The following is a 14,452-nucleotide window of genomic DNA, read 5'->3' as shown; positions in this document are numbered from 1 at the left end:
CGAATGTATATTCTTACAGTTCAGCTTCCCGAACCAGTTCTGCAAGCGTCGACAAACGCTGCTCACTTTGTTTTACGTAAGGATTATTCGTATCCCAAGCATATCCAGCCAAAATCGCACTAATCATCTGTTTAATACGTGGGTTCGGGTTTTGATAGAAAATCACATCTTGCAACGTGCCGTTGTACCAGCCTTCCACATAAGTGCGGAATGTGTTCACTCCCACCATTAAGCGTTGCGAGTACTCTTCTTGCCAATCAACCTTTTCACCATTCAGCTGACGAACCACGCAGTCCGCTGCAAACTCTGCCGATTTCATGGCGATAGTGACACCCGATGAAAATACAGGATCAAGAAACTCACCTGCATTACCAAGCAACGCGTAGTGCTCTGTCGCTAAACGTTTGACGTTAGCAGAATAGCCACCCAACTCGCCTGCTGGATTCGGGTAATTCGCATTTCGCAACAAAGAAGCCAAACCCGGCTCTTCATTGGCTAACTGCTGCAACGCTGCAATCTTATCTTCTGGGTATTGTTCGAAAAATTCTGGCTCACCCACCACACCAAACGAACAAGTACCATTAGAGAATGGGATTAGCCAGTACCATACGTCGTGATTTTCAGGATGAACTGAAATTAAAATTTTGTTGCGATCGTATTCCGGCTCTTGGGGAGAGATATGATCTTCGATATGGGTAAAGATCGCTTTTCTAGGCGGAAGACAAGAAGGTTCTTCTAGCTCCAACAAGCGTGGCAAAACACGCCCAAAGCCACTTGCATCCAACACAAAATCTGCTTCGATTTGATAAGCCTTCTTATTTGAGTCGAGCACTTCTAATCGAGACTTTTTCCCTTCAAACACTAGGTTGAGCAGCTCATGCTGATAGCGAATCTCTACGCCTTGCTCTTCAGCGCTATCTGCCAATACTTTATCAAAGTTGGCACGTTGAACCTGAAACGTCGTACCCGGTCCTGGCGTGTATTTGTTTGTAAAGTCGAACTGGGTGTATACGCCATTACGACGAAATGCAGCACCATCTTTATACTGGAAACCAAACTGCTTTACTGCATGAGTCATTCCTGCTTGTTCAACAACTTCCATACATGCAGGGAGTAGGCTTTCTCCTATGGAAAAACGTGGAAAAGTCGCTTTTTCTAAGACAACAACATCTATGCCACGCGATTTTAATAACGCAGAAACGGTTGAACCTGATGGCCCCGCTCCTACGACAACAACTTGCTTGAGCTCTGTTTTCATTCTGAATTTAGTTTGCTTGTAGTTTTAATAAGGTATGACCAAGGCCAATATTGTCGGTTCTTTCAACGACAGATAAACCTGCCGCTTCGACAATTTCTAAGAAATCATCACTGCGATAAAAGCGACTATTACCGTTAGCTAAACAGGTAAAATAAAGAGAAGTGGCATTAAGGCTATAGGAAGCTCCCGCGTATTTTTGAGCATCCCAAAACAGCTCCAATACGTAAATAGTATCTCCCTTCGTTAACTGGGCTTTAACTTTTTTAAGGATATTGAGGATCTCAATTGGGGAAAAGCAATCCAAGAACTGGCTCATCCACCATACGTCAGCATGCTCAGGCAATGTTTGTGCTTTATCAAGCATGTTTGCAGGGTATGGACGTACACGCTCGACGAACTGGTTTTCTGAAACATTCTTCATCGCTACTTCTAATTGCTGCGGTAAATCAACAATCGTCACTTGAACGTCAGGGTCATGTTTACAACACTGAATCGCCCATTTTCCCGTATTTCCGCCAATATCCACAAGATGCTTTGGCTTGCTTGCAAATACCTCTTTAAGCAGAAGTGGGAACGAGCGATCCGAATAGAAATGATCGAACTTAAACCAGCTCTGTTTGGCTTGTTCTGGTAACGTCGATAGACCTTGATAGATGGTCTCCCAATTGCCCAACTCTTTCAAACCAGACGGTTTACCTTCTTGAATTGCTTCCGTCAAATGCATCATCGCGGCGTAACAAACATCTGCCGTAAAATCCATGTTTGCATTCGTCATACCATCATGAAGAAGGTAAAAACCAAGGTTTGCAAGCGAATAGTTAGGTCGTTCCCATAAAACAATATGCGCACTAATCGCCATATCCAACAGTACTTTAACACCATATTCTGATACTCCCGTTTTCTCGGCAATATCTGTGGCACTCATGCCTTGTGCGCCAGCGCTGTCTAAAGCGGCTAAAATACCTAAATCTCGAAGCGTTCTAGCAGTCTGGAACACGATTGGTGCAAAAGATAACTTCTGAGCTTCTGTCTTCGCCTCAAAAGCATTAAAAGGGTCATTATTTTGATTTAACACGGAAAAACCTAACTGCAATTAATAGTTTTATTGTTGAGATTGATTGCCCAACAATGCAATAGCTCGCTGAATATCAACATTCAAGTTGTTTACCCAACGATTGTAATTGCGGTGGATTTTGCCATCACTTGCTTTGAGATTTACTGAGTTGAGATAAATAATTGAGTAATATTTATTATTGTATGGGATTTTTACTTCTGCAGAGTGTTTACGAACGTGGATTTTTGCAATAAGAACACCAGGGCTTACTTCTTCGATCGTCCAGCCTCGGTTAGTTGCTGATTGCACTATGGCCATTTTTACTTGTTTATTTTGAAGATCATAAGCAACTGGAGTATCCTCCACATTCATTACAGGTTGTACTCGTCCACAACCAACAAGAAGCAAAGTTAATAATAACGAGACATACAGCTTAAAACGCGACATGATAATTTCCTTTTTATTGTGAATTTGGGTCAACCCCAATTTGTATCGAGCTGTAAAATAAACAATTTAACCCAATATGCCAAACTCGAAGATCAACATTTCGTTCAATATTGATGCGTGGACAGCGAATTCATTCGGTTTATCCGAATCCAATGAATGGAAACAATGGGCAACAGAGATAAAATGGCCAGAAGATGGCAAAATCAATGTTGCAAATATTCCTGCGATGATGCGCAGAAGAATGAGCCCACTCAGTAAACTGGCGGTACAAACTGCAATCGAAATGCTTAATCAACATCAAGTTGATTACCTTGTATTTTCAAGCCGTCATGGTGAACTGCATCGCAGCGTCGCACTAGTTGAAGATATAATTAATGGAGAAGAGGCGTCTCCGATGGCTTTTTCTCAATCGGTGCACAATACCGCCGCAGGGCTTGCCACTATCGCAACTAAACAACCCATTCCCCTAACTTCTATCGCTGCGGCAGAAAACACATTCCAAAGCGCAATATTAGAAGCATGGCTGTTTTTGTCCGACAATCCTGACAAAAAAGTACTGCTTGTTGATTTTGATGAGCCTATGCCTGACTCTTATTTAGAATATGAAAACCAACAATACAAAGGGTTTGGACTTGGCTTGATACTTTCTCATGGAGACAATTTCGCGATACAAAGCTCCATAAACGCAGAACGTTCCGGTCATCCTCTTCCTCAAGGTTTAGTATTTTTGCAACAATACTTGTTAGATAAAAGCCAGTGGACTATTTTCGCTCCGCAACAAGCTTGGGAATGGCACAAAAAATGACTCGCTTAAATCAGTATTGGCGTGTGCTAGCAACAGGCTTTTGTTTTTCAGTATTTGGGTTAGGTGGTTTAGTACTGAGTTTCATTGTTATTCCGACCATTCGTATTTTTGTTTCAGACCAAACGGAACGCGAATATAAAGTTCAGGGTGCGATTCGATATTCATTCAACACATTTTGTAAATTGATGAAGCTAAGTGGCGCAATCGATTATCAAATTATTGGTGCCGATATTCTTCAACAAGATCGTAATTGTTTAATTGTTGCCAACCACCCTAGTTTAATCGATTACGTTCTCATTGCTTCACAATTAAATCGCTGCGACTGTTTAGTAAAATCGGCAATATGGTCGAATCCTTTTATGAAGCACATCGTAAAAGCAGCCGGATATATTCCCAATGAAGCACCGGATGATTTATTAGCACTTTGTGATGAACGATTTAACAAAGGCAACGTGTTGCTTATATTTCCTGAAGGAACAAGAACAACACCAGGTGTAGAGCCGAAATTACAACGCGGTGCAGCACAAATTGCGGTAAGAACAGAACGAGATTTAAGAGTTGTCCATATTACGGTAACGCCAAGTTTCCTCACAAAAGAGAAAAAATGGTATCAAGTACCGGCAACAAAGCCCTTTTTCAGGGTTGAAGTTAAGGATAAAGTTGAGATTACCCCCTTTATAAAGCAAACTACGTCGCCGACAATAGCGGCGCGACGCTTACAACAGCACCTAGCTGAAAACATTTTTCCAGAAAACTTTTATTAATAAGCAGGTCCCAGTGGAACAGTTACACAACGACATTAAGCAACTTATTATTGATGCTTTAAACCTTGAAGATTTAACCGTAGATGATATTGAAACGGATGCACCACTTTTTGGTGATGGACTTGGCTTAGATTCTATCGACGCGCTTGAGCTTGGACTCGCAATAAAAAAACAATACAACATCGTTATTGATGCCGACGACTCAAATACGCGCGAACACTTTGCGTCTGTAGCAAATCTAGCGAAATACGTTTCTTCTCAAACTAATGAATAAGTTGTAGGTATATTCATGACTGATGTAAATAAAGATCAAGTATTTGAACAAGTTAAAGATGCGCTTGTTGAGCTGTTCGAAATTGATGCAGCCGACATTCAATCAGATGCGCACTTATACCAAGATCTCGATCTTGATAGCATTGACGCCGTTGATTTGGTCGTACACCTACAGAATGTCACTGGCAAAAAAATCAAGCCGGCAGAGTTTAGTACAGTAAGAACCGTCGACGATGTGGTTAACGCTGTTACTGAGTTATTGAAGGAAAGTTAATGCGCCAATTGCTGACTGGTCTGTCTGCAATTGTACTGTTTGCCTACCCCTTCGCCGTCTATTTCGGTATAGATAAATTTGGCTTGAACTTAGTTGGGGGCTTGTTAATTGCTGCGTTACTTTTGCGTGTTTTCGTCGCAAATAAGACCCCACTAAAAGAGTTTAAGTTCTTGGCGCTCGTTACGGGCGCTGTTGGCATTGTCCTAATTACGCTTGGCATGGTGTTTAAACAACATGGGTGGCTTCAGTTTTACCCTGTCGTTGTCAATGTATGTATGCTGTGTGTATTTGGACTGAGCTTAAAACAGCCGCAATCGATCATAGAGAGGCTTGCTCGCTTGCAAGAACCCGACCTTCCGGCTAGTGGCGTGACTTACACTCGCAAAGTGACGATGGTTTGGTGCGCCTTTTTTACGCTCAACGCTGCTGTTGCACTCTATACCTGTTTCCTACCAGTAAAAATATGGACGCTTTATAACGGCCTCATCAGCTACTTACTTGCTGGTGGCTTGTTCGCTGGAGAATGGATCGTGCGTCAATTTGTTCGAAAGGAACACTAATCGTATGAATACAACGTATTCGAGCTTTACCTCCCTAGCGACCTTGTTCATCGCAGAGAGGTCTGAGCAATCCCCAGTCTCTTACGAGCGCGACACGGTTATCACGTGGGGTGATTTCCAGCAGCACGTCGCAACACTTGCTCAGCAGTTAGAAACCCAACCAACGCAAAACATTGCGTTGTGTTTTGGCAACAGCTACCTGTTTGCCGTTGGTTTTTTTGCTTGTTGTTATGCAGGAAAATCCATTGTATTACCTGGTAATTACCAACCAGAAGCACTCAAAGAGCTCAGTGAGCACTACGATTTGTTGCTGCATGATGCCGATGTCTCGGTTCCAGAACTGGTGAGCTCGCTTTTGATCGAAGCTCAATCATTGCTAGAAACCACCGTGATTAACGAGTCAGAGGCCAAACAACCTTATTTTTGGCGTGAATTAAACCTGGCGGAAATACCGGTAACGCTATTCACTTCGGGTTCAAGCGGCACACCAAAAGCCATTGCAAAAACGCTGAAACAGCTCGACATCGAAGTTGCTATTCTAGATAACCTGTGGGGCGACACGGTTGCCAGCACACGCGTTGAAAGCACCGTTTCTCATCAACACATTTACGGCTTGCTGTTCCGCGTATTGTGGCCTTTGTGCTCTGCACGTCCATTTTCAGCACACAACCTTGAGTTCCCAGAGCAAATTGTCCATCACGCTGATGCTGACACCACGCTAGTAAGCAGCCCTGCGTTACTAAAACGACTCAGTGAAGAGCACAATCCGGTTGCGATTCGGTGTGTATTTTCTTCTGGTGGCCCCTTGCCAAACCAAGCGGCGCAGCACAGCCAGCAGTTGTTTGGGTCACTTCCTATTGAAGTTTTTGGCAGCACAGAAACCGGCGGCATCGCTTACCGTCAGCAGCACGTAGCTAGCACTCCTTGGACGTTATTCCCTGGTGTTGAAGCCGAGCTTAACCATGAGAATTGTTTAAAGCTCCGCTCGCCACACATTGATGAAAACACTTGGTACCAAACTGCGGATGAATGCTATTTCCATGATAGTATTTCTTTTGAATTGCGTGGACGCACTGACCGAATCGTCAAAGTCGAAGAAAAGCGTATTTCCCTTGTCGAAGTGGAAAAACGTTTAGAGCAATTGCCGTGGGTTCAAGAAAGCGTGGTGATCCCAATGGAAGAATCTGGTCGTCTCACATTAGTCTCGATCATCGTACTTAACGATAAAGGCGGTGATGTGCTTAATGAACTTGGTAAAGGCAAATTTTGGCTTGAACTTCGCAAGGCACTGCGCAATTGGCTAGAACCGATCGCTATCCCGAGAAAATTCCGAGTGGTCGACGAAATTCCATTGAACAGCCAAGGCAAACGCCAAGTTGCTGAAATTGAAAAACTATTCCAATAAAGCTAGTAACATGGAAAAAAGAAAACCAACTATTCAGAATATTGAAGTGAGTGACCATACCGCGGAGCTGTCGCTGCGAGTGGATGCTGACATCTTAGATTTCCAAGGTCATTTCAATCACTTCCCTCTTTTACCCGGCGTCACTCAAATTGATTGGGCGCTGTTCTACGCCGTTCAATATTTGAATACTCCCAAGGTATTTAAAGGAATGGAAGTCATCAAATTTCAAGAGCCGATTCTGCCAAACGCCGACGTTTGCCTCTCACTCTCTTGGGACAATGAGCGTGAGAAATTGACCTTTAAGTACACATCGAAAAACGGTGAAACCTTGGTGACTCACTCGTCAGGAAAAATGAAACTGGGTGAGTCACGTGAGTGATTATCGCCCCTGCTTTTTAATTCCTTGCTACAACCACGGCAGCACAATTGCAGACGTGGTGGCATCGTTATCCTCTTTCGCTTTGCCAGTGCTGGCCGTTGACGATGGCAGCAATGAAGACACCAAACAAGCGCTTTCTGCTTTGAGCAAGAAAGGGCTGATAAAACTGATTAGTTTGAGCGAAAACCAAGGTAAAGGTGGCGCGGTGATGGCTGGCCTACATCAAGCTCACAAACTTGGTTTTACGCACGCCATTCAAATCGACGCAGACGGTCAACACGACCTAGAAGCATTGCCGAAATTGCTCAGCGCCAGCGAAACAAAACCAGATAACCTGATTTCAGGCCAACCGATATACGACGAGAGCGTACCTAAATCCCGTTTGTATGGTCGCTACGCTACGCACGTTTGGGTGTGGATAGAAACCTTGTCACTGTCTATCAAAGACAGCATGTGCGGTTTCCGCGCCTACCCAGTGGCGAAAACGGTCGCCGTGTTGAACAAGTACAACATCGGCAAACGCATGGATTTTGATATCGAAATTCTGGTGCGAATGTACTGGGAAGGCGTCGATATTGATTTTGTTCCAACGCGCGTGATCTACCCTGAAGGTGGCATTTCCCACTTCGACGCATTGTGGGATAACGTCAAGATAAGCTGGATGCACACTCGCCTATTTTTTGGCATGTTGCCGCGCATTCCTTCGCTACTCGCCAGAAAGCACAGTCACACAGATGACAGTAATGCCCACTGGTCGAAACGAAAAGAACAAGGCACGATTTTAGGCATCAAAACCTTACTCGCGGTTTACCGCTTGTTCGGCAGAAAAGCGTTTGACCTGATTTTAAAATTAGTCATGCGCTACTACCACTTCACGGGTAAATCTGCCCGTGAAGCGTCTGAGGTTTACCTGCAAAACTTGCAGTACTACGCAACGCAGCAGAGCATCGCACTACCAAAACAGTTGGACAGCTATCATCATCTGCTTTCTTTTGGGCGAACCATGCTCGACAAACTGGCTGCCTGGCAAGGTGACTTTAACGTCGATAACCTAACCATTCACGGCCAGCATCATTTCGAAGAGATGGCGCAGAAAAAACAAGGCGTGCTCATTTTAGGCTCGCACCTTGGCAATATCGAACTCTGCCGCGCGCTTGGTCGTCGACACTCTCATGTCAAAATCAATGCCTTGGTATTTACCCAACACGCTGAACAATTTAATGCGGTAATGAAGGCGGTAAACCCAAACTCGGAACTGAATCTGATTCAAGTCAGCTCAATGGGACCAGACACCGCGATTCTGCTTCAACAAAAAATCGAGCAAGGCGAATGGGTGGTGATCGTTGGCGATCGCACTTCTACCAGCAAAGAAAATCGTGTTGTTTGGGCAGATTTTCTTGGTAAACCTGCACCATTCCCGCAAGGCCCATTCATGCTGGCCTCGGTATTAAAAGCGCCGGTTTACCTACTCTTCGGCCTACGCGACGATGAAGCGAACACTCCGCATTTTAATGTGTACTTTGAACACTTTAGTGACCAAGTCACGCTACCACGCAAGGAGCGTCAGCAGGCACTAGAACGCGTTGTTCAACAGTACGCACAAAGATTAGAACACCACACACTGCAAGCGCCGTTACAGTGGTACAACTTTTTTAACTTCTGGACTTTAAGTAATCAGCCACATGACAAACAACAATAATCACAACATCACTTTTGGTGCCCAATCTTTCACCATCGAAGATGTCGTTGCCATTGCTCAAGGTGCAAAGGCACACATGAACACCTCGCCAGAATTTACCGCGAAAATTGATCGTGGCGTGGCGTTTCTGGAACGATTACTGAAGGAAGAAGGCGTTATTTACGGCGTGACCACGGGTTACGGCGATTCATGTACTGTGGCGATTCCACCCGCTCTTGTGGATGAACTTCCGTTGCACCTTACACGCTTCCATGGTTGTGGCTTAGGTCAAATCCTTTCTCATGAGCAAGCTCGTGCGGTGCTGGCAACACGTTTATGTTCATTGTCGCAAGGCGTATCTGGCGTGTCTCACGATCTGTTGAACCAAATCGTTACGCTTATCAACCACGACATTGCGCCACGTATTCCACAAGAGGGCTCGGTGGGCGCAAGTGGCGATTTAACGCCTCTGTCTTACCTAGCGGCGACCTTAATTGGCGAACGTGAAGTGCTTTACAAAGGTGATGTGCGACCAACACAAGAAGTGTTTGCAGAGCTGGGCATTGAGCCAATTCGCCTAAAACCAAAAGAAGGTTTGGCGTTAATGAACGGTACATCCGTGATGACGGCCCTCGCCTGTCTTGCCTACAAACGTGCAGAATACCTAGCGCAGCTTTGCACCAAGATTACCGCGATGGTCTCTGTGGGTATGCAAGGTAATGACTTCCACTTTGATGAAGCGTTGTTTGCGGTAAAACCTCATCCTGGTCAACAGCAAGTTGCGGCTTGGCTGCGTGATGATCTCAATGCTGAGCGTCCGCCACGCAATAGCGACCGACTGCAAGATCGTTACTCGCTGCGTTGTGCGCCACACGTCATTGGCATGGTGCAAGACTCACTGCCTTGGCTACGTCAATTGATTGAGAATGAACTAAATAGTGCCAACGACAATCCAATCATCGATGGCGACAATGAGCGCGTTCTGCACGGCGGTCACTTCTACGGTGGTCATATCGCAATGGCGATGGATACGTTGAAAGTGAACATTGCCAACTTAGCTGATTTGCTGGATCGTCAGATGGCGCAATTGATGGATTACAAGTTCAATAACGGCCTGCCGTTTAACTTAACTGGTGCAGAAGGCGAGCGTAAACCTATCAACCATGGCTTTAAAGCGGTTCAGATTGGTATCTCAGCTTGGACGGCAGAAGCGTTGAAAAACACCATGCCAGCGAGCGTTTTTTCTCGCTCAACCGAATGTCACAACCAAGACAAAGTGAGCATGGGTACCATCGCGGCTCGTGATTGCCTACGCGTACTTGAGTTAACAGAGCAAGTTGCTGCGGCTTCACTCCTAGCAAGCGTTCAAGCGGTTGAGATTCGTCGTCGTCATAACGAATTGGACGAACACCACATGAGTCAGAGTTTGCGAGTAATTCGTGACGCAGTACTGAGCGAGTTTGAATTTGTGATTGAAGATCGCCCATTGGAACAAGATTTGCGCCATTTCATTGAACGCATTCAGCAACGTCATTGGCCACTCTACGCGGAGGTATAATGCAAGAGCAGGTTCTCTACCCATTAGAAGCGGAGGTGACTATGGTCACCTCATTCCAAGATGCTGACCCGATGGGCGTGATTTATCACGGCAACTTCTTTCGATATTTTGAAGAAGCGCGTCGTGTGCTGATGGAAAAGATCCAATACAGCTATCGCGATATGCAAGACTCTGGGTACATGTGGCCGATCATCGACACGCGCGTTAAATACGTGAAGGCGATTCCGTTTAATCACACCATTCGCATTACCGCGCAACTCACTGAGTGGGAAAACCGCTTACGTGTGGATTACGTGATTTACGATGCCGAAACGAATCAACGTATGTCCAAAGCGCATACAACGCAAGTCGCCGTATCCATTGAAAAGCAAGAGATGTGCTTTGTTTCTCCAGCAGTCTTTTTAGATAAAGTAGAGCGATGGCACAACCATGGGAGCCTGAACTAATGCAAAAGTGGTTACTCTCTTTTTTGCTAATATTTTCTGCTTCAGCACTGGCAACACCGACAGTAAATGTAACGGATTTGGCATCGCTTCAACAGCAGTTGTCTCAGCATGAAATCGTACGCGGAGATTTTACGCAGCAGCGTCATCTGGAAATGTTTAGTCAACCTTTAACCTCTAAAGGTCAGTTCACACTGAGCAAAACACATGGCTTGTTGTGGCAACAAACAGAACCTTTCGCAGTCAATTTGGTATTGACGGAAAACAAACTTCGTCAGACTTTTGCCAACCAAGATCCGAAAACGATCTCTGCTGAAGAAAACCCAATGGCCTTCTACTTTAGCCATGTGTTTTTATCCGTGTTCCACGGGGATACTTCTGCACTGCAAGAACAATTCACACTCGATTTTTCAGTTGAGAACAATCAGTGGCAGCTCGTTTTAGTGCCCAAACAGTCGCCATTAAATGCGGTGTTTAAAGCCATCACCCTTTCCGGTAAAACGCACATTGATCGCCTAACCCTGCAAGAGCTGCGCGGCGATAAGACCGAAATCACGTTTACAAACCAGACCTCTCTACCTCAGGAACTCACGGATGCCGAAGACGCTCAATTCCGTTTCTAAACTCAGTCTTGGCACTCATACCTTTGCTCTGGTTTGGCTCAATCTCGTTGTTTTAGCGGGCGCGTTGCTACTCAAACAATGGGTTTGGAGTGCAGAGTCTCCGATTGAGACCAACATTTTAAAACTGCTGCCGAAGAACCAACAAAACCCGGTGGCTGAGCAAGCCTTTGAGTCGGTCTCGGCAAGTATGAGTGACAAAGTCATTTTCGTGATCACAGCGCCGGACAAAAATGCCCTTTTTGCAGCGGCCGCTGAATTTGATAAGGGGTTGCATCAGAGTAATCATTTTCGCGATGTGGTGGGAAAGATCTCACCTCAAGAACAGCAAGCTTGGGCGAGTTACTACTTTAAGCACCGCTTCCAATTGCTGACGCCTGAACAACGAGAGCGTTTAAGCCAAAATCCAGAACAGCAAGTGCAGTATGTGATTCAGTCTCTGTACAACCCGTTTTCTGGGGTGACTGGGCAAGAGTTACAAAATGATCCTTTCTTGCTATTTCGTGATTATTTAAGCCAAGTTACCCAGCAATCGTCCTCTTTCCGATTGGATAACGGCTATCTGTCCGTCGAAAAAGACGGTGCTCAATACTTGCTTATTACTGCTGAGCTAAAAGACTCGCCTTATAGCCTAACGGGGCAGCTTGCAGTCCCTGATATTCAATCGCTAGAACAAAGCGTCGCGCAGAAATATGGTGCTGAAGTCGCACATACTGGCGTTCTATTTTACGCCGACTTTGGTACGCAAAGTGCCAAATCGGAGATCAGTACCATCGGTGTGTTCTCTCTGCTCGGTATCATTGCATTGTTCGTGTTGGTCTTTCGTAGTGTGATGCCACTGTCTCTGGCACTGCTTTCCATCACCATTGGTTTGCTCGTTGCGTTGTCCGTTACGACGTGGATTTTTGGAAAAGTCCATCTGTTCAGCTTAGTGTTTGGCGCAAGTTTAATCGGCGTGTCTATCGACTACGCATTCCACTACCTAACCGAACGCCTTGCGGCGGGAAATGAATGGGATAGCGAGCAAGGGTTAAAGCATATTTTCATAGCGATCACACTTGGCTTAATCACCAGTTTGATCGGCTATTTGGGCATGTTAGTGGCGCCGTTTCCTGGTTTGCAGCAGCTTGCGCTGTTTTCATCCATTGGTCTGATTGCCGCTTACATCACCGTGGTGGCTTGGTATCCGATACTGGCTCGTAACCCATCGCGCACCATTTCGACTTTACCGGGACAATCATTGTTGGCGAAATGGTTAACGCTTTGGAATCAACCTCGAATTAAAGTCGGATTACCGATGTTATGTGTGGTTGCGAGTGGCATTTTCTTGCTGCAATTGAACTACGATGACGACATTCGTCTGCTGCAAACGATGCCGAAAGATCTCAAGCAGCAAGAAACCTTGATTACGACGCTCAGTGGCATGCAATCTTCGCAGCAAATGTTGGTCGTTACCGCCGACGATGACGAAAACCTAATGAAAAAGCTGGAGTCTTTAACGCCAACATTAGAAGCGTGGAAAGCGGACAGCACCATCGAAAGCTACCAGAGTCTGAGTCGCTACTTGAGCTCAGTGGAGCGTCAGCAACAAGACTATCAATTGATTCACGATCTTTACGCGACACAATCCAGCCCACTTGCATCCGGACTGCGCTTAAATAAAAAGCCGAAAATGGACGCCGACTTTATCCCTGTCACGGTTGATCAGTACTTGCAAAACCCAGTATCAGCGCCTGTGCGTTTTCTCCATTTGGGTAAAATTAAAGGAAAATCGGCAACGGTAGTGGTGTTAAACCAATTGCAAGACTCCGCCGTTGTTAAGTCTTTTGCCAAATCGCAGTCTGATATTGTCTACCTAAACAAAGCAGAAGAAATTTCCTCCCTATTTGGTGAATACCGAATCAAAATCATGGAGCTATTGGTAGCCGCCAGTGCTGTGATCTTTCTGGTGTTAATCAAGCGGTACGGTCTGCAACACAGTTGGCGAGTTTTACTGCCATCATTGATTGCTTGCGCCTGCGGTCTGGCAACTGCTGTCGCGATGGGAACAACATTAAACCTGTTCAACTTGCTTGGCTTGGTGCTCATTCTTGGTATCGGGATCGATTACACTCTGTTCTTTGCCGAGAAAGCGCGCAGCGTGAGCACACTATTGGCGATCACCCTTTCGGCAATAACCACTGTGCTGTCATTTGGGTTGCTGTCACTAAGCCAAACTCACGCGATTCACAGTTTCGGCATTACGGTGTTAAGTGGTATTTTTGTCGCTTGGTTGCTCTCTCCGATTGCAATTAAAACAGAGGAAACGACGTCATGATTTTTAACCATGCTTTTCGCTGCGCGACGTTAATCGCACTGAGTCTGTTTTTAAGTGCATGCAGCTTGGTCCCTCACCAATCGACACCTCAAGTCGATATTGCTGAGAACACCCAAGTTAACTTACCGACTCCAACCAGCTTGGGCTATCAGTTGACGGCCAGCCAATTGATTACGGCCTCTTGGGTAATTGATGGCAAACCCACATCTGAGCAACTTCCGGTGCAACTGCAAGTGACTAGCAACGAAGTGGTACTGGCAGGCTTCTCATCTTGGGGGACGCGAGTGCTCTCGTTGTCTTACGATGGAGAACAAATCCAAACCGAAGTACTCAACGGTTTGCAAGGTACGCTACCGCAGCCAGAACAGGTATTATTTAACCTGATGATCACGCTCTGGCCGAGTTCCGCTTGGGAAGGATCGTTAAATGAGGTAAGGTGGCGAATTATTGATAAAAATAATTCTCGCGCCATCTTTGATAGCGACGGTGAAAAGATCATTGAGATTCAATACAGCTCTTCTAACAAGTTAGAGGGTAAGATTGATTTTCATCACCTCAAACATCAGTTTTCAATTTCTATTCAAACACTGCAACATCAGATTAATTAAGAACAATTT

The 14,452-nt window shown here is 45.4% G+C and carries 16 protein-coding genes; 13 read left to right on the top strand and 3 right to left on the bottom strand.

Going from position 1 to position 14,452, the window contains the following annotated elements; all coding sequences use genetic code 11:
• Positions 1 to 13 precede the first annotated feature (13 nt).
• The 3 genes from R7P74_RS16705 to R7P74_RS16695 are packed head-to-tail and all read right to left on the bottom strand — an operon-like array spanning position 14 to position 2,759.
• Positions 14 to 1,258, bottom strand: coding sequence for an NAD(P)/FAD-dependent oxidoreductase (locus tag R7P74_RS16705; protein WP_005388294.1), 1,245 nt, complete (start codon positions 1,256 to 1,258; stop codon positions 14 to 16).
• Between the two features lie 7 nt (positions 1,259 to 1,265).
• Positions 1,266 to 2,333, bottom strand: coding sequence for a class I SAM-dependent methyltransferase (locus R7P74_RS16700; RefSeq protein ID WP_262665596.1), 1,068 nt, complete (start codon positions 2,331 to 2,333; stop codon positions 1,266 to 1,268).
• Between the two features lie 27 nt (positions 2,334 to 2,360).
• A complete protein-coding gene (locus tag R7P74_RS16695) occupies positions 2,361 to 2,759 on the bottom strand; it encodes a hypothetical protein (protein WP_005382272.1) in 399 nt (132 codons plus the stop codon).
• Between the two features lie 76 nt (positions 2,760 to 2,835).
• Here R7P74_RS16695 and R7P74_RS16690 point away from each other — a divergent pair, with 76 nt between their 5' ends.
• From R7P74_RS16690 to R7P74_RS16630, 13 genes are read left to right on the top strand one after another with little or no spacing between them, the layout of a single operon-like run.
• Entirely contained in the window at positions 2,836 to 3,564 is a 729-nt protein-coding gene (locus R7P74_RS16690) for a beta-ketoacyl synthase chain length factor (protein WP_213896173.1), read from the top strand.
• A complete protein-coding gene (locus tag R7P74_RS16685) occupies positions 3,561 to 4,328 on the top strand; it encodes a lysophospholipid acyltransferase family protein (protein WP_005388305.1) in 768 nt (255 codons plus the stop codon). The genes R7P74_RS16690 and R7P74_RS16685 overlap by 4 nt, the downstream gene beginning before the upstream one ends.
• A 13-nt stretch (positions 4,329 to 4,341) precedes the next feature.
• The gene (locus R7P74_RS16680; RefSeq protein WP_005382278.1) at positions 4,342 to 4,602 is read left to right on the top strand and encodes a phosphopantetheine-binding protein; all 261 of its coding nucleotides are present in this window, start codon (positions 4,342 to 4,344) and stop codon (positions 4,600 to 4,602) included.
• A gap of 15 nt (positions 4,603 to 4,617) precedes the next feature.
• Entirely contained in the window at positions 4,618 to 4,875 is a 258-nt protein-coding gene (locus R7P74_RS16675; RefSeq protein ID WP_025766966.1) for an acyl carrier protein, read from the top strand.
• The gene (locus tag R7P74_RS16670; protein ID WP_132936505.1) at positions 4,875 to 5,435 is read left to right on the top strand and encodes a hypothetical protein; all 561 of its coding nucleotides are present in this window, start codon (positions 4,875 to 4,877) and stop codon (positions 5,433 to 5,435) included. Before R7P74_RS16675 ends, R7P74_RS16670 begins: the two co-directional genes overlap by 1 nt.
• 4 nt (positions 5,436 to 5,439) lie before the next feature.
• Positions 5,440 to 6,840, top strand: coding sequence for an AMP-binding protein (locus R7P74_RS16665; protein WP_318122981.1), 1,401 nt, complete (start codon positions 5,440 to 5,442; stop codon positions 6,838 to 6,840).
• Positions 6,841 to 6,850: 10 nt separating this feature from the next.
• Positions 6,851 to 7,219, top strand: a complete 369-nt coding sequence (locus R7P74_RS16660; RefSeq protein WP_047102874.1) for an ApeI family dehydratase — start codon at positions 6,851 to 6,853, stop codon at positions 7,217 to 7,219.
• The gene (locus R7P74_RS16655) at positions 7,212 to 8,918 is read left to right on the top strand and encodes a glycosyltransferase family 2 protein (protein ID WP_318122980.1); all 1,707 of its coding nucleotides are present in this window, start codon (positions 7,212 to 7,214) and stop codon (positions 8,916 to 8,918) included. The genes R7P74_RS16660 and R7P74_RS16655 overlap by 8 nt, the downstream gene beginning before the upstream one ends.
• Positions 8,902 to 10,455 (top strand): HAL/PAL/TAL family ammonia-lyase, encoded by a 1,554-nt coding sequence (locus R7P74_RS16650; RefSeq protein ID WP_213912197.1) that lies wholly within the window; start codon positions 8,902 to 8,904, stop codon positions 10,453 to 10,455. Before R7P74_RS16655 ends, R7P74_RS16650 begins: the two co-directional genes overlap by 17 nt.
• On the top strand, positions 10,455 to 10,901 hold the full coding sequence (locus tag R7P74_RS16645) for an acyl-CoA thioesterase (protein ID WP_318122979.1): 447 nt from the start codon (positions 10,455 to 10,457) through the stop codon (positions 10,899 to 10,901). Before R7P74_RS16650 ends, R7P74_RS16645 begins: the two co-directional genes overlap by 1 nt.
• Positions 10,901 to 11,521, top strand: coding sequence for a LolA family protein (locus tag R7P74_RS16640; RefSeq protein ID WP_213973161.1), 621 nt, complete (start codon positions 10,901 to 10,903; stop codon positions 11,519 to 11,521). The genes R7P74_RS16645 and R7P74_RS16640 overlap by 1 nt, the downstream gene beginning before the upstream one ends.
• Positions 11,493 to 13,835 carry an MMPL family transporter gene (locus tag R7P74_RS16635; protein WP_318116853.1) on the top strand — a complete coding sequence of 781 codons (2,343 nt, stop codon included), beginning with the start codon at positions 11,493 to 11,495 and terminating at the stop codon, positions 13,833 to 13,835. Before R7P74_RS16640 ends, R7P74_RS16635 begins: the two co-directional genes overlap by 29 nt.
• Entirely contained in the window at positions 13,832 to 14,443 is a 612-nt protein-coding gene (locus R7P74_RS16630) for a DUF3261 domain-containing protein (protein WP_318122977.1), read from the top strand. The genes R7P74_RS16635 and R7P74_RS16630 overlap by 4 nt, the downstream gene beginning before the upstream one ends.
• Positions 14,444 to 14,452: the final 9 nt, after the last annotated feature.

It is taken from the genome of Vibrio sp. 2033, assembly GCF_033339735.1.
Note: the sequence above shows the minus strand (reverse complement) of the source record. Positions and strands in the feature narration are given on the sequence as shown.